The following is a 15,889-nucleotide window of genomic DNA, read 5'->3' on the forward strand; positions in this document are numbered from 1 at the left end:
GGTCGATGATGGATTGGTCGCTACCAGGCGCCTTCGAACTTGGCTGGCCGCTTCTCGGTGAACGAGGCGACGCCCTCCCTGAGATCTCCTGTCTTCGCCGCCAGGATCGATCCGAGTGCCTCGACGGCGGAACCATTGTCCTCGCCGCTCGCCGACGCGATCATAAGCTTCACAATCTCGATTGCGGCGGGACCCCTCGTCGCGATCCGTTGAGCGTATTCTGTGGCAGCGCCCACGGCGTTGCCCGTCGACGTCACGGTGTCCACGATCCCAAGTTGCATGGCCTCGGCGGCGGTGAAGATTTCGCCACCAAGCGCCATCCGGCGTACGACCTGGGCCCCGAAGCGTTTGACGAGGCGCTGGGTCCCGGACCAGCCGGGAACCATGCCGAGACCCGTCTCCGGAAGTCCGATCTTGATCTGCTCTTCTGCTATACGGATGTCCGCCACGCCCGCCAGCTCCAGCCCTCCACCGAGCGCATGGCCGTTGAGGGCGGCGATCAGCGGGACGCGAAGGACCGCAAGCCTTTCGAAGACGCGATGTCCGTAACGGACCCAGTCGTGGCCGAACTTCTGCGGCTGCATGGCCCCCCAAGCCTTGATATCGCCGCCCGCGGAGAAGCCTTTTCCTTCTCCCGTCAGGATCGCCACGCGAACCTCGGGATTGGCATCCACGGTGTCGGCCGCTTCCGAGAGCGCCTTAAGCATGTCGAGGTCGAGAGCGTTCAGCTTCTCCGGTCGCGAGACCGTCAAGGTCGCGACGTGCGCCTCGATGTGAACCTTTACGGTGCCGCTCATTGACGTGCTCCTTCCAGAACGCGGGCGCCCCTTTCGGGCAGGGAGAGGCCGATATTCGCCTCTTTGAAGAGCTTCGCGTCCATGACCTTCAGATTATCGGAAACGATCAGCGGAAACTCCGACTGGTCGAGGATGTGGGTCTGCAGGTCGACGCCTAGCGCGATCTCGGTGAGGACGACACCCTCGGGCGTCAGCTTCATGACGCAGCGCTCCGTGACATAGGTGACGTCCTGGCCCTGCTCAACGGCGCGTCTACCCGAAAAAGTCACGTGCTCGACCTCGTTGACCAGCTTCTTCAGCTTGCCTTCCTTCTCGATCACAAGCTTGCCGTCGGCGATCCCGAGCTTTGCCCCTGCGTTGAACATGCCGGAGAAGACGATCTTCTTCGCCCGAGCGGTGATGTCCACGAACCCGCCCGCGCCGGCCGTCACATGCGGACGGAAGGAGAGCTTGGAGACGTTGACGGAGCCGTCCTTGCCAATCTCCAGGAAGGACAGGAGGGATGCGTCAAAGCCTGCACCCTGGAAATAGGTGAACTGATAGGGCGACGGCATGAAGGCGTCGGCATTCGAGGCACAACCGAAAGCAAAGTCGAGAAGCGGAACGCCGCCGACGGCACCCTGCTCGATCACCCATGTGACCTTGCCGTGCAGTCCCTCCTCGATAAGCACTCTTGGCACGTTCGCAGAAATGCCGAAGCCGAGGTTGACGCAGCTTCCCGCCTGCAGTTCCTGCGCCACGCGACGGGCGACGACCTTCTGGATGTTGAATTCGGGCACCCGGAACGTGTCGAGTGGCCGGAAGATCTCACCGGAAATGGCCGGATCGTAGAGCGTCTGGGTCGTCTGCTTCTGGTCGGGATCGACGACGACGTAGTCGACAAGCATGCCGGGGACGCGGACGTCGTGAGGCTTGAGACTGCCCTCGGCCGTGATGCGCTTGACCTGAGCGATGACGATGCCGCCATTGTTTCGTGCAGCGAGCGCCTGGTCGAGCCCGCCGAGATAGGCGCCCTCATGCTCGTATGTGAGGTTTCCGCGCTCGTCCGCCGTCGTCGCGCGAATGATCGCGACCTGAGGGGCGATGGCGGGGAAGTAGAGATATTCCTCGCCTTCGAATGCGATCTTCTTCACCACAGGCTCACCGGCCGCAGCCTCGTTCATTGCGCAGCCCTGTCGCGACGGATCGGCGAAGGTGTCGAGGCCGACCTTGGTGATCACGCCGGGACGCTTCGCGGCGGCTTCGCGATGCATGTCGAACAGAAGGCCGGATGGGATGTTATAGGCAGGAATCTCGTTGCCAGTGATCATCTGCCAGATGAGCGGAGGTTCGGCGCTGGAGGGGCCGGACGGATAGGACCCACCGATGATCTTGGCCAGCAGACCCTTCTTGGCGATGTGATCGACGCCCTTGATCCCGCTCATGTCGCCTGCCGCGATCGGATGCAGCGTCGTGAGGTTCCGAGGGTGTCCAGTGGCGTCGAACCGCTCGCCGATCGCCTTGAGCATGAGGTCCGGGCAGCCGAGGCCGCTTGACGACGAGACCGATACGATCGCGCCGTCGGGGATCAGTTCGGCGGCTTCGGCCGGGGATAGGTGCTTGCTCATATGGATAACTTTTCGTCCTGTTTGCATGGTTTCATACCTGGATAGCCGCGCGACGTTGAAACGACGCCTACGGCCTGTCCCCATCTGGGAGACGGAAGTCTGCCCTGTTAGGCGGCTGTTCGCCCGTTCTTCGCGCCGCAGCTCTCGCGGACGACAAGTCGGACCGCCGTCACGACGCTTTCCGGTTCGGTCTTGCCTGCGCTGATCTGCTTGAGGAGTAGCTGCGCGGCACGCCTGCCCATGGCCTGCGGATCGACGGAAATCGTGGTGAGTGCCGGAACCGCCGACCTTGCCTCGATGACGTCGTCGAATCCAACCACGGCGAAGTCCTGTCCCGGCTCCATCCGGCGGGCGCGCAACCCGTCGCATGCGCCGAAGGCGACGGCGTCGTTGAAGCACACCGCCGCGGTCGGGCGGTCGTCGATCGTCAAGGCACGTCCGATCGCATCGATACCCCCGGCCCTCGATGGCGGGCCAGGCACGACAAGCTTCTGATCGAACTCGATGCCGCTGGCCTTTATGGCCGTCTGGTATCCCTGCATGCGCTCGTCGAAGACAGCCGTGTCCGGGAACCCGCCGAGAAAAGCAATCCGCCTGTGTCCCAACGACACCAGATGCCTAACGGCCATCGCCACGCCGTTGGCGTTGTCCGCGACCACCGAGGAGACCTTCGCCCCGGGAAGGCTTCGCACGACGACGACGACTGGAATTCCGGCTGCCACGAGAGGCTTGAAGTCAGCGGCTTCCGTCGCGCGGGCCGGCGAGACAAGCAATCCTGAAATGCCATGCTCGCGCATCGAAGAGATCACCTCACGCTGCCGGTCGATGCTCTCGCTCGTGTTCGAGAGGAACTGAACAAAGCCTGCCGACTGCACGACCATGTCCACGCCCACCGCGAGTTCCGCGAAGAAGTTGTTCGTAAGGTCGTTTACGACCACCCCGATGATGCTGGAACTGGCGTTCGTCTGACGAAGATTCGCGGCCCCCCGGTTGTATACGTAACCGAGCGCGCTCATCACCTCGAGGACCTTCGCGCGAGTTGCGCTCTTGACCAATGACGAGCCTTGCAGAACCAGCGAGACGGTCGATTTGGAGACGCCAGCCGCCTCGGCGATGTCGACGACAGTGACTCGCCCCTTAGCCATATTCCCCTCCTTCCCGGTCGCTTATGGTGGAAAAATAATTGGAACGTTCCAAGTTTGTCAAGTGATATTCGCTGATCGGTTTCCTATTAAACAGATCTCGCGAACCGCGTGCTAGCAAACATTTATTAGTTGTTTCAGGCGGTTAAAGTACGCATGACCGACCGCATGGGGATTCACGAACCTCTACGACGATTCTCAAAACAACAAGAAAAGATGCTTGCAACTTAGAACGTTCCAATTTATGTGTCTCGGCACAAGGGGGAAAGAGCGATGCCGGCTTGCATGGGAGCCGGCTGATGAAAGCATGGTGGCGAGGGAGGCGTCTGCATTCTCGGGCCGCAATACACGAGCCCTTCGGGGATGCTGTGCCCCTTTCGAATGACGTTGAGCAGGAGGAATGTCCATGTACGTTTTCAACTTCGCGCCCGTATTGGAGGGCATTGACAAGCTGCTCTACGGTGCATGGCTGACGATTCAGCTCTCCTGTGCGGCGATGTTGCTCGGCCTGATCGTCTCGATCATCTGCGCCTCGGCCAAGACGTCGAACGTCGCGCCGCTGCGCTGGGTGATCAACGGCTATATCGAGATCATCCGCAACACGCCCTTCCTCGTGCAGATCTTCTTCATCTTCTTCGGCCTTCCGTCGCTGGGTCTTCGTTTGACGCCAAACAGCGCAGCGCTTCTTGCGCTCGTCGTCAATTTCGGCGCCTATGGCACGGAGATCATCCGCGCCGGAATCGAGTCTATCCAGAAAGGGCAGATGGAGGCAGGCACGGCCCTCGGCCTGTCCAAGCTGCAGGTCTTCCGCTACATCATACTGAAGCCGGCGCTGCGCACGGTCTATCCGGCGCTCACCAGCCAGTTCATCTATCTGATGCTGACCTCGAGCGTCGTCTCGGCAATCTCTGCCGACGACCTTGCTGCCGCGGGCAACGACCTGCAGTCGGCGACCTTTGCGAGCTTCGAGGTCTATATCGTCGTGACGCTGCTCTATCTCGCCATGTCCATCGGCTTCTCCGCGATCTTCGCGGTGATCCAGAAGGCGGCCTTCAAATACCCGTTGAGCCGATAAGGAGATCGACCAATGCCTTTGATCAGACCTTTCGGTATCAATGAACTCTGGATCATCGTGCTCGCGGCACAGTGGACGATCGCACTGTCGGCGATCGCCTTCGCCTGCGGTGGCGTCGGCGGCCTGTTCATCGCGCTCGTGCGCGTCTCCGACACGAAATGGCCGCGGCTCATTGCGACGGGCTTCATCCGTATCTTCCAGGGCACGCCGCTGCTGATGCAGCTCTTCCTGGTCTTCTTCGGCCTCAACATCCTGGGTTTCGGCATCAATCCCTGGATTGCGGCTGCCTTCGCCTTCACGCTGCACGCCAGCGCGTTCCTCGGCGAAATCTGGCGCGGGTGCATCGAAGCCGTTCCATCAGGACAGCGGGAAGCTGCCACCGCTCTCGGGCTGCGCTATTACAACCGCATGCGCTACGTGATCCTGCCGCAGGCGACGAAGATCGCTGTCGCGCCGACGGTTGGCTTCCTCGTGCAGCTCATCAAGGGCACGTCGCTGGCGGCGATCATCGGCTTCACCGAGCTGACCCGTCAGGGCCAGATCATCAACAATGCGACCTTCAGCCCCTTCCTGGTCTTTTCCACGGTGGCTGCGGTCTATTTCGTCCTCTGCTGGCCGCTCTCGCTGCTCGCCGGACGCATGGAACGTCAATTCTCCCTGGCAACGAAACGTTGAGGGGCCCGCGCCGGAGGGAGATATCCCGGCATAACCGAAAGGGTAGGAGCATGAGCATTTCGAGACGCATGATGTTGGCCGCGATTGGCGCGGGCCTGATCGTTGGTGCAGTGGCAACGACGGCGGCGGCGCAGACCGTCGACAGCATCAAGAAGGCAGGAACGTTGAAGATCGGCATGCTGGTCGACTTCCCGCCCTTCGGCCTCACAAACGCAAACAACGAGCCGGACGGCTATGACGCCGACGTCGCCAAGCTGCTCGGCAAGGAATGGGGTGTCGATATCCAGATCGTGCCCGTCAGCGGCCCGAACCGCATCCCGTACCTGCAGAGCAATCAGGTCGATATCCTGATCGCGGGCCTGGGTATCACGGAGGAGCGGAAGAAGAGTATCGACTACAGCCGCCCCTACGCTGGTATCTCGATCGGCGTCTTCGGCGTGAAGGACGCCAACGTCACCAAGGCCGAAGATCTGTCCGGCAAGACGATCGGCGTTGCGCGGGCGTCGACGCAGGACACGGCGCTGACCAAGATCGCTCCGAAGGATGCGACAATTCAGCGTTTCGACGACGATGCCAGCGCGGTCCAGGCACTCCTCTCCGGCCAGGTCGAACTGATGGGCGTCTCCAACGTGGTCTTTGCCCAGATCGAAAAGGCCGCTCCCGGCCGCTTCGACCAGAAGTTCGTCTTTAATCAGCAGTTGCAGGGCATCGCAATGCGTAAGGGCAATCCGGAACTGCAGTCAGCGATCAACGACTTCATCGTCAAGGCCATGAACGACGGAGAGTTGGAGAAGATCCATGAGAAGTGGCTCGGTTCGCCACTCCCGCAGTTCGTGAAAGACGCCAAGAACTAAGGCTGGAATACACAGGAAAGGAGTTCCTCGTATGAATGAGATCCGCGCAAATACATCCGCAGCAGGCGTGCGGGGAGCTTCCGATCTGGCTGTCAGGATGGAAGGCGTCGACAAGTGGTATGGCGGCTTCCACGCGCTGAAGGACGTCGAGCTTTCGGTCAACCGGGGGGAGCGGATCGTCATCTGCGGCCCTTCCGGTTCCGGCAAGTCGACGCTGATCCGCTGCATCAACCAGCTCGAGACGATCCAGAAGGGCCGGATCGTCGTCGACGGCCATGATCTGACCGCCGGCGGCAAGAATGTCGATATCGTGCGGCAAGAGACCGGCATGGTCTTCCAGCAGTTCAACCTCTTCCCGCATATGACGGTGCTGGAAAACTGCACCCTGGCGCCGATGAAGGTGCGCGGCATCTCGAAGGCCGAGGCGGAAAAGACCGCCCGCAAATTCCTGGAGCGGGTGCGCATTCCCGAGCAGGCGGAAAAATACCCGGCGCAGCTTTCCGGCGGCCAGCAGCAGCGCGTGGCGATTGCCCGTGCGCTGTGCATGAACCCGAAGATCATGCTCTTCGACGAGCCGACCTCGGCGCTTGACCCGGAAATGGTCAAGGAGGTGCTCGACACGATGATCGACCTTGCCAAGGAAGGCATGACCATGCTCTGCGTCACCCATGAAATGGGCTTCGCACGCCAGGTCGCCGACCGGGTGATCTTCATGGACCGCGGCGAGATCCTCGAAGTGGGCGCGCCGGACGAATTCTTCGGCAATCCGAAGAACGAGCGCCTGAAGACCTTCCTCGGCCAGATTTCCTAGGGCGAAGAACTAGTCAGCGCCCGCGCGAGCGACAGCGCACGACGATTGCCAGCACCGTTCGTTAAGATCTGCGACTCGCTCATCGAGAGCGTCGTGCGCGCGGGCGAGGCGTAGCGCCTAGACGCCTCACAATTTCCTTCAGCCGATTGCTGGTCGGATTGCTGAAGAAGCAAGGCATGGATCGTGACAATTGCACTGATCAGCCACGGTACAGGGCAGTTGATCATCGCCTCTTTGAGGTCATTCCCAAGGATCTCTCGACAGCCTGAATATCATGAAATTATGCTGGACACGCCAATCGGCACAAAATACCCAAAACAAAGAGATACATGTTTGAAATTTTGCAGTAAAAACAATGATGAGATTTCATCGTAGGGACAAATCAAAAGTGCAATGTCGATGATGCGGGAAACGGATTTCGTCAGCGGCTTCGCTCGCGGCTTGAAGGTCATCGAGGCGTTTGGCGAAACGCATCAGCGCCTGTCCATTACTGACGCCTCGAAACTCACCGGGCTGGACCGCGCCACGACCCGCCGCTCGCTGCTGACGCTGGCCGAACTCGGCTATGCCGACTACGATGGCAAGTTCTTCACGCTGACGCCGAGGATCCTGCGGCTCGGGCACGCCTACCTCTCGGCGACACCCCTGCCCGTCCTTATCCAGCCGCATCTCGATCAACTGTCCGAGAAAGCCGGGCAAAGTGCCTCGGCTTCAGTGCTCGATGGTACAGAGATCGTCTACGTCGCGCGCGCCTCGCAGCGCCGGGTCATGTCGATCAACCTGACGCCCGGCAGCCGCTTGCCGGCTTTCTGCGCATCGATGGGCCGCGTCCTGCTTGCCTCGCTCCCGGAAACCGAAGCCAGAGCAATCCTCGCCCGCACCGACCTCAAGCCCAATACGCCGAACACCAAGACGGACGTGGAAGAACTGCTCACGGAGTTCCGGCACGTGCGCGAGCAAGGCTATGCGGTCATCGACCAGGAACTGGAGATCGGCCTCTGCTCGATTGCGGTCCCCGTCGAGAACGACCGCGGGCAAACGGTCGCGGCGATCAATATCGGCGCTCCGGCAGCCCACGTGCCGGCCGCCGAGATGCCAGCCCGCTATCTGCCGCTGCTACGAGAGACACAGAGGGCGCTGAGGCTAGTCCTGCGATAGCAGCGCCGGCAGGCTTGCAGCGGGCGTGCTTCAAGGACGCAACTCTCCGGCCAAGATATCGATGCTCACTGGCCAACCCGGTCGAGTTTTGCAGCGTGATAATCCCACACCTTCTGTAGCAAATGCGGTTTCCAGAGGTTCGAAGAAATGACGGCGACCTCTTCTTTGGTGAGAACTGCCGGCTCGCCGATCTGTTCGGCGCGGTGCTGTCGCTCGGCGTTTTCTTCCAGGTAGACGGCGAGCACGAAGGCCTCGAGGATGTTGCCGGCTGCAATGACCGCGCCATGGGATTTCAACAGCGCGACGCGCCGTTCGCCGAGCGTGGTAGCGAGTTCCTCGCCCAGCGCCTTGGTGTTGATCGAGGCGATGGTTGGGAATTCCCGGATTTCGCCCAGCACAGCGGCCTGCATGATGACAGGCTTGACCGGTTTTCCCGTCGAGCTGAAAAGCGTCGACCAAAGCGGATGGGCGTGGATGACGGCGTTGACGTCAGGGCGGCGGCGGTAGATTTCCGAGTGGATGTGGAATTCCATCGGCGGCACGGGACCACCGTCGATCGGCCGGCCGTCGAAGTCGACAGCAACGATGTCGTCCGCTGTGAGCGCGCTGCGCACCGAGGCGCCGGAATTGATCAGCATGCCATCGCCGTCCGGCAGGCGCATGCTGGCATGGCCGTTGAAGTCGATGATGCCGGCGCGCTCAAGCATCAGGATCGCGCGGGCGAGGTTATGCCGGTCTTCGGTATTTTTCGTCATGGTAGCGGTCCGATAACAGGGGCACGAGTGCCCGGAACGGTTGCGGCCGCCCGGATGGCGGCCGCTCTTGTGGTCAGGCTTGGGAGGTTATCGTGCGGTTTTCTTCCAGGGCACGAGCTTGCGCTCGAACTCGGTCAGGATGACGGAGATCACGTAGCCCAGGAAAGCGATGACGAGCAGGCCGACATACATCTGCTCGACGGAAAGCAGTTCCCAAGCGTTCCAGATCATGTAGCCGAGCCCGCTCTTGGAGCCGATCATCTCGGCAATCGCGATCAGCATCAGGCCGAGGCCGAGGCCGAGCTTGATGCCGCTCATGATGTGCGGCACCGCCCCAGGCAAGGCGATGGTGGTGAACACCTGCCAGCGGTTGGCACCGTAATTGCGCCCCACGTCGAGAAAGATCTTGTTGATCTCCAGAACGCCGGTCGCCGTGTTGATCAGCACCGGATAGAAGACGCCGATCGCGACCATGGCGATCTTCGAGCCTTCGCCGAGCCCGAAGACCAGCAGAAGCAGCGGGAAGATCGCGCTCTTCGGCACGGGATAGGTGGCCGAGATCAGCGGATCGACCATGGCCCTCAGCGGCCGCGACAGACCGACCGCCACGCCGAGGAGCAGCGCCGGAATGCCGCCGACGAGCGTGCCCCAGAAGAGCCGCTGCAGCGTCGCCCAGGTGTTGCTCCAGAGCGAACCGTCGGCAACGAGCGACAGGAAGCTGGAAAAGATCTTCGACGGCGCCGGAAAGAAGCGTTGGTCGATCAAGCCAACCTGCGCCGCGATCTGCCAGACGAGCAGCAGCACCAACGGCGAGGCGATGCTGATCATCCGGTCGCGGTTTTCGGCGGCAAAAAGTCCCTTCTTCGGGCGGGCGGCCTTGCTGCCGGCCTGCGTGGTGTTTGCGATGCTCATGCCTTCGTCTCCCCAAGATCGCGTGAACGGGCGCGCTGTACTTCGTCGCGCAGCTGACCCCAGATCGAGTACACGAATTCGCCGTAGGCCGGGCGCGACCGCAATTCGAGCACGGAGCGTGGACGTTCAAAGGGAACGTCCACAATCTCCTTGGCGCGCCCGGGCTGGGCCGACATGACCATCACCCGGTCGCCGAGAGTAACGGCTTCATCGACGCTGTGCGTGATGAAGAGAACCGTCTTGCGGGTTTCCTCCCAGATGCGCAGCAGTTCTTCCTGCAGCAGCAGCTTGTTCTGCTCGTCCAGCGCCGAGAACGGTTCGTCCATCAAGAGGATGTCCGGATCGTTCGCGAAAGCGCGGGCGATCGATACGCGCTGGCGCATGCCACCGGAAAGCTGGTGGGGATAGGCTTGCGCGAAGCGGGTCAGTCCCGTCCGGTCCAGATAGTGGCCGACCACTTCCTTGATCTGCGCCTTCGGAACGTGCCGCAGGCGCAGCCCGTAGGACGCGTTGTCCCAAACGGTCATCCAGGGAAACAGGGAATCGCCTTGGAAGACCATGGAGTTGCCGGGCCGGTTCTGCGCCGGCGCGGTGATCTCGACGCTGCCCGAGGTCGCCGTTTCCAGATTGGCGAGGATGCGCAGCAACGTGGTCTTGCCGCAGCCGCTCGGGCCGACGATCATGAAGAAACAGCCTTCGGCGATGTCCAGCGAGACGTTGTCGAGCGCTGTCATGGTCCCGGCCGGCGTCTCGAAGGATTTCGTGAGGTTGCGCAGCCGGATTTTCGTCTGCGTCTCGTGGGATGCCTCCGGCAGACTGCGAAGATGGGGGGATCTCGCCATGTCGCTATCCTTTATTTCTGCGGCTGGTAGGCGCCGAGCTTCTTGACGGCGTCTTCGGCGAAGGAGGCATCGACGACCTTGTCGAGCGAGACATCGCCGCCTTCCATCACGCCTTCGGACTTGAAGAAATCAAGATCGGTCTGAAGACTTGCGAGGTTCAGCTTGCCATCCGGATTTGTGCCCTGCGGCACGATCGTGCGGAAGGTCTCCGGATCCTTGATCGAGGTGTATTCGGTCAGGATCGAGATCACTTCGGCGGCATTCGGGCCGGCGAGCTTGCCGTTGGAAAGGGCGTTGTTGTAGTCGCGCACGGCTCGGATATAGGCGCGCATGAACGCTTCGGCCGCGTCATGATGATCCTGCGCGAAAGTGCTGGAATAGAGCACGACGGCGAGCTGGTGGTTCGGATAGATTTCATCGTCTCCCATGAAGCGCACGGCAGCTCCGCGGCGCACCGCCTCCGATGCGGATGGCTCCGTCGTCAACGCGGCATCGACCGCCTTGTTTTCGAGCGCCAGCACATGCTGGGGGAAGGAGAGAAAGAGGCGCTCGACGTCGGCCGGCTTCAGGCCGCCCTTCTTCAGTGCTTCGTTCATGGTGGAGGTCGAGGCGCTGCCATTGGCACTGCCGGCGACCTTCATGCCCTTGAGGTCGGCGAGGCTCTTGAACTTGCCGCTATCGATAAGGTCCTTGCGGATCAAGAGCGGCTGGTAGCCGTATCCGGGGGGCGTCGAGCCCTTGTCGGCGACGATCTTGATGCCGATGCCTCTGGCTACGGCATTGTAGAGGCCGGCTGAAGGCGATCCGCCTGCCACGTCAAGCTGGCCGGCGCCCAACGGAGCCACCATCTTTGCTCCAGAATCGAACGGGATGAACTTCGCATCGATGCCTTCATCGTGGAAGTAGCCCTTCTTGTCAGCGATGAAGAAGGCGACGTCGCTGCTTGAGTTCGCAATTCCGACGTTAACCGTCGTCATGTCTGCCGCGTTTGCCTGCAGACAGCCCAATGACATCCACCCGACGAGGGCGGCGCTCAGAATCATCTTGTTCACATTTTCCTCCGCGTTGAATGAACATCTGCGCGACCGGCTTTTCCTGCCCCGCCAAAAATTCCATCGATGTTCTGCTATAGGGAACGATGTTCCTATTTCGCGAAACTACAGGCGATATCGGCCTCTGTCAAATGTTTCTGCGGATCACATCTGCGTTGAATCACGGGAGCCTACCGGCTGATGCGGGGATTTTGTTACGGCTTCAACGGCTTGCGTCCGCCTGCTTCAGCGGTCCGCAATCCGTTGTTTCGGTGCATCAAAGAAATCCGCGAGGCCGTTCATCTGCCTCGCGTCAAACCATGGCACGTCGGTAACCGCAAAGCAGGGCGGCAGGTGCTCAGTGGGCGCCAGCGCCCCCGCCTGCACTTGGCTTTTGGGTGAGCAGCAGGGCAAGGGCGGCAATGGCAAGCACGGTGCCGATCACCGCGAAAGTATCGCTGAAGCCAAGGATGAGGGCCTGGCGTTTGACGATTTGGCCCAGGGCGACGATGGCTTTCTGGGTGGCGACGGCCGGGTCGGAGACGCCGTGCGCCAGGAAATAGTTGGTCGTTTGGCCTAGGCGGGCGCGGACCTCGTCGCGCGCCAGCGTCACCGACTGGCCGATGATATTGGAATGGAACTGCTCGCGCTTGGTCAGGATCGTGCCAAGCGTTGCCGTGCCGACGGCGCCGCCGAGGTTGCGCAGCATGTTCGTCAGCCCCGAGGCGGCCGCTGCATCGGACGGCGCAATACCGGCCGTCGTGATCGCAGTGATCGGGGTCAGCACCAGGGCCTGGCCGATGGCGCGCACGATGTTCGGGATCCAGAACTGGTCACCGGCATTGTCGGCCGAGAGCGTGATGTTCATGAAGCAGCTCACCGCGAAGATCGAGATACCGATGAAGCCGATGTAGCGGACGTCGAAGCGCTTCATCAGCACCGGCACCAGCGGGATCAGCAGAAGCTGCGGCAAGCCGGTCCAGGCAAGTACGTTGCCGATCTGCTCGGCATTGTAGCGCTGCACCTGGCCGAGATATTGCGGCAGGATATAGACAGTGCCGAAGAGAGCGACGCCCACCAGTACATTGACGAGCACGCCGATGCCGAAGTTGCGCTGCTTCAGCAACCGTAGCTTCACCAACGGCTTTTCGACCTTCAGCTCGATCCAGATGAAAGCCGCGAGGAAGACAAAGGCAACAATGCTGAGTTTGACGATGAAGGGCGAGGAGAACCAGTCATCCTTGTTACCTTCCTCGAGCACCGTCTGCAGGGCAGAAAGGCCGATCGCCATAGTGACGATGCCCGCCCAGTCCCCTTCCTTCAGCAAATGCAGCTGCATCGGCTGCTTCTCGAGCGTCAAGGCAAGAGCAATCGCCATGACGGCGCTGGGGACAGTATTAATGAAGAAGATCGTCTGCCAGCCGTAGTTTTCGGTGAGGTAGCCGCCGATCGTCGGACCGATCGCCGGCGCGAAGGTGACGGACAGCGCAAAGAGCGCGAGGCCGAGCGGCTGTTGGCTCTTCGGCAGCTTGGTCAAAACCATGGTGAAGGCCATGGGAATCAACACACCACCGGCGAATCCCTGCAGGCCGCGCATCACAATCATTGTGCCGAGGTCGTGCGCGAAGGCACACGCCATCGAAAACAGCGGGAAGAGGACGGAATTCACCAGGATGTAGCGCCGAAACGAGAAGACGCTGCTGAAATAGGCGGTGAGCGGAATGACGACGATCTCGCCGATCAGATAAGACGTCGAGATCCACGCGCCGTTGTCGACGCCGGTGCCGATGCCGCCCTCGATGTCGAGCAGCGAGGCATTGGTGATCTGGATATTGAGGATCGCCATAAAGGCGCCGATCATGCCGGCGAGAACGGCAATCCATTCCTTGGTGCTGGCGCGCGGCTGCGGTGCCGCGATGGCGGTTGTTGCGATATTGGACATGACACGATCTCCACGCCCTCGCGTTACTTGCGATCGGCATCGGCCTTGGTGCCGATGCTCGGCTGGACGGACATGCCGGGGCGAAGATCGCCGGAGGCGGCGCTGTCGCCATCAAGAATGATCTTCACCGGGATGCGCTGGACGACCTTGGTGAAATTGCCGGTGGCGTTATCAGGCGGCAGCAGGGCGAATTCCTGGCCGCTCGCCGGCGCGATGCTGTCGACATGGCCGTGATAGGTGCGGCCCGGGAACATATCGACTTCGATATCGACCGGCTGGCCGGCGTGCACGTCGGTCAGTTGCGTTTCCTTATAGTTGGCAATCACGTAGGCCGCACTGGTCGGGACGACCGACATCAATTGGGTGCCGGCCTGGACATACTGGCCAACGCGAAGCGTCCGATTGCCGACCGTGCCATCGACCGGAGCCACGATTGTGGCATAGGACAGATTGAGCTCGGCCTGACGCTCCACGGCCTGGCTGCGGGCAACATCTGCCTTTGCCTGGGCAACTTCGGCATTCAGGAGATCGACCTGCTTGACGGCAGCATCGAGAGCCGCACTGTCGCGCACGATGGTAGCCTGTGCCGCCGCAATCTGCGAGGCTGCCTGCTGGGCCGTCTGAACCGGGGCGTAACCGTTGGTCGCAAGGCTCGCATAGCGCTTGTTGTTCTGCTCAGCAAAAGTCTCGTTGGCTTTATCGACCTCGACGGTGGCGCGGGCAGCGGCGATCGTCGACTGTTGAATGTCTAGAGCCGCCTGCTTGGCATTGAGCGTCGCGGCGGCGGCGGAAACATCCGCCTTGGCCTGATCAAGCGCTGCTCTGAAATCCCGGTCATCGATGCGCGCAAGCGGTTGGCCGGTCTTGACCGCTTCGTTGTCCTTGACGAGCACCTCGGCGATATAGCCGGATACCTTCGGGGCGATCGTACTGTTATCGGCCTTTACGTAAGCATCGTCAGTCGAAACAAGGAAGCGACCGACGGTCCAGTAGTCGTGGCCGTAGTAGACGCCGGCCGCTAGCAGCACGAGGGCGCTTGCGCCAAGCAACAGCGCCCTGCCCGGCCGCTTGCGGGACGGCTCGGCGGCGGGCGGAGTAGCTGCCTCGGCAACGCGGAGCGGCTTGCCTGTTTCAAGCGTTTCTGGAGAGGCTTCCGCGACGGCTTCAGAGATCGGGACGCTATTGTTGTTCAGGGCATGCAGCTTCTGGATAGTCATTGCTTTCTCCGGATCCCGGTCGCGGTCTCATCGGGCTGCGGCCTCTGGTGTCGAAATAGGAAATTTGACGTTTTCCAAAATATGCCGTATAAAATTGAAGTCAACAAAAATTTGGAAAATGGTTATGTTCCAAAATAACGAAGACGTGAAGAGATCCCGCGGCCGGCCGCAGGTGCGATGCGACGATGACACGCGGCGCGTGATCATCGAGGCTGCAAGCAAGCAGTTCCACGAGAAGGGTTATGCGGCAGCGTGCATTTCCGACATAGCACAGGAGGCAGGCGTCTCCACGAAAACGCTCTACCGGCTTTTCCCGACGAAGGGCGATCTCTTTTCGGACCTGATCTCCGCTCGCACCGGCCGGTTTCTGCTCGCGCAGGACGCAAGGACGCTTGCGGTAGCAGATTTGCGGCAGGCGCTGGAGCGGATGCTGACGGATTATGGCATGCTGGCGCTTGCCGGCGACACTGTCACCATCATGCGGCTCGTTATTGGCGAGTCAGACCGCTTTCCGGAGCTTGCGACCTCCTTCTACGAGCAGGCGATCGTCCGGACCAACACATTGATGGAGAACTGGCTGCGCCAGCAGGTCGATCGCGGCACGATCGCACTCGAAGATCCGCATGCCGCCTGTGGCATGCTGCGCGGAATGATGATCATGGAACCTCAGCGCGCCGCCATGCTGGGTCAGCAACCGGTACCAAGCATCGAGGAGATCGCTGCGCGAGCACGGATGTGCGCTGATATCTTTCTGAACGGCGTTGCAAAGAACCGAACATAAGGGCAGCGCACCGCCGTGTAGCTACAGAAGTAGTGCGAGGTGATCGGATCGACCTCGCGTCCAGAGTCGTTGAGACCGGCTCGTTCTCGGAAGCGGCGCGGCAAATGCATGCAGGACAACCGGCGATATAGAACTCTTCGTCGATGACGGCGTCACCCGGTTCTGAACGGAGAGATCCATCAGGGCCTGCATGCGGTGACATCGCGATCGAGGATAGCTCCGCCCATTTCGCGTAACCTGATGGTACTGCGGCCGCAGCCTCTGTTGCATTTCCGCAACGACCCAGCAGC

15 protein-coding genes are annotated in these 15,889 nt (G+C 61.2%); 6 read left to right on the plus strand and 9 right to left on the minus strand.

All coding sequences use genetic code 11. The annotated features are described in order from the left end of the window. Positions 1-20: 20 nt before the first annotated feature. The 3 genes from ACPYOJ_RS19760 to ACPYOJ_RS19770 all read right to left on the minus strand — a co-directional run bounded on the left by ACPYOJ_RS19760 (position 21) and on the right by ACPYOJ_RS19770 (position 3,549). The gene (locus tag ACPYOJ_RS19760) at positions 21-797 is read right to left on the minus strand and encodes an enoyl-CoA hydratase/isomerase family protein (RefSeq protein WP_481417762.1); all 777 of its coding nucleotides are present in this window, start codon (positions 795-797) and stop codon (positions 21-23) included. Continuing rightward, positions 794-2,404: an acyl CoA:acetate/3-ketoacid CoA transferase gene (locus tag ACPYOJ_RS19765; protein WP_481417763.1), complete on the minus strand. Its 1,611-nt coding sequence runs from the start codon at positions 2,402-2,404 to the stop codon at positions 794-796. The genes ACPYOJ_RS19760 and ACPYOJ_RS19765 overlap by 4 nt, the downstream gene beginning before the upstream one ends. Positions 2,405-2,511: 107 nt before the next feature. Next, positions 2,512-3,549, minus strand: a complete 1,038-nt coding sequence (locus tag ACPYOJ_RS19770; RefSeq protein WP_481417764.1) for a LacI family DNA-binding transcriptional regulator — start codon at positions 3,547-3,549, stop codon at positions 2,512-2,514. Positions 3,550-3,952: 403 nt separating this feature from the next. On the opposite strand from ACPYOJ_RS19770, the gene ACPYOJ_RS19775 reads away from it, so the two are divergent. The 5 genes from ACPYOJ_RS19775 (at position 3,953) to ACPYOJ_RS19795 (ending at position 8,119) form a co-directional block, all read left to right on the plus strand. Continuing rightward, positions 3,953-4,621 carry an amino acid ABC transporter permease gene (locus ACPYOJ_RS19775; RefSeq protein ID WP_481417765.1) on the plus strand — a complete coding sequence of 223 codons (669 nt, stop codon included), beginning with the start codon at positions 3,953-3,955 and terminating at the stop codon, positions 4,619-4,621. An 18-nt stretch (positions 4,622-4,639) separates the two neighbouring features. Further along, the gene (locus ACPYOJ_RS19780; protein WP_481417791.1) at positions 4,640-5,296 is read left to right on the plus strand and encodes an amino acid ABC transporter permease; all 657 of its coding nucleotides are present in this window, start codon (positions 4,640-4,642) and stop codon (positions 5,294-5,296) included. Between the two features lie 50 nt (positions 5,297-5,346). Then, positions 5,347-6,150, plus strand: a complete 804-nt coding sequence (locus ACPYOJ_RS19785; RefSeq protein ID WP_481417766.1) for a transporter substrate-binding domain-containing protein — start codon at positions 5,347-5,349, stop codon at positions 6,148-6,150. Between the two features lie 31 nt (positions 6,151-6,181). After that, entirely contained in the window at positions 6,182-6,961 is a 780-nt protein-coding gene (locus ACPYOJ_RS19790; RefSeq protein WP_481417767.1) for an amino acid ABC transporter ATP-binding protein, read from the plus strand. 402 nt (positions 6,962-7,363) lie between these two features. Continuing rightward, positions 7,364-8,119, plus strand: a complete 756-nt coding sequence (locus ACPYOJ_RS19795; RefSeq protein ID WP_481417792.1) for an IclR family transcriptional regulator — start codon at positions 7,364-7,366, stop codon at positions 8,117-8,119. A gap of 65 nt (positions 8,120-8,184) precedes the next feature. On the opposite strand, the gene ACPYOJ_RS19800 is transcribed toward ACPYOJ_RS19795, so the two are convergent. From ACPYOJ_RS19800 to ACPYOJ_RS19825, 6 genes are all read right to left on the minus strand, one after another. Next, positions 8,185-8,874 (minus strand): class II aldolase/adducin family protein, encoded by a 690-nt coding sequence (locus tag ACPYOJ_RS19800; RefSeq protein ID WP_481417768.1) that lies wholly within the window; start codon positions 8,872-8,874, stop codon positions 8,185-8,187. Between the two features lie 87 nt (positions 8,875-8,961). After that, positions 8,962-9,786, minus strand: coding sequence for an ABC transporter permease (locus tag ACPYOJ_RS19805; protein WP_481417769.1), 825 nt, complete (start codon positions 9,784-9,786; stop codon positions 8,962-8,964). Further along, positions 9,783-10,628, minus strand: coding sequence for an ABC transporter ATP-binding protein (locus ACPYOJ_RS19810; RefSeq protein WP_168832108.1), 846 nt, complete (start codon positions 10,626-10,628; stop codon positions 9,783-9,785). The genes ACPYOJ_RS19805 and ACPYOJ_RS19810 overlap by 4 nt, the downstream gene beginning before the upstream one ends. A gap of 11 nt (positions 10,629-10,639) precedes the next feature. Beyond that, on the minus strand, positions 10,640-11,671 hold the full coding sequence (locus tag ACPYOJ_RS19815) for an ABC transporter substrate-binding protein (RefSeq protein ID WP_481417793.1): 1,032 nt from the start codon (positions 11,669-11,671) through the stop codon (positions 10,640-10,642). A gap of 346 nt (positions 11,672-12,017) precedes the next feature. Next, on the minus strand, positions 12,018-13,601 hold the full coding sequence (locus ACPYOJ_RS19820) for a DHA2 family efflux MFS transporter permease subunit (RefSeq protein ID WP_481417770.1): 1,584 nt from the start codon (positions 13,599-13,601) through the stop codon (positions 12,018-12,020). A 23-nt stretch (positions 13,602-13,624) separates the two neighbouring features. Further along, the gene (locus ACPYOJ_RS19825; protein WP_481417771.1) at positions 13,625-14,818 is read right to left on the minus strand and encodes an HlyD family secretion protein; all 1,194 of its coding nucleotides are present in this window, start codon (positions 14,816-14,818) and stop codon (positions 13,625-13,627) included. Between the two features lie 124 nt (positions 14,819-14,942). On the opposite strand from ACPYOJ_RS19825, the gene ACPYOJ_RS19830 reads away from it, so the two are divergent. Then, on the plus strand, positions 14,943-15,599 hold the full coding sequence (locus ACPYOJ_RS19830; RefSeq protein ID WP_481417772.1) for a TetR/AcrR family transcriptional regulator: 657 nt from the start codon (positions 14,943-14,945) through the stop codon (positions 15,597-15,599). Positions 15,600-15,889: the final 290 nt, after the last annotated feature.

Source organism: Rhizobium sp. SVR5-9E (genome assembly GCF_056755095.1).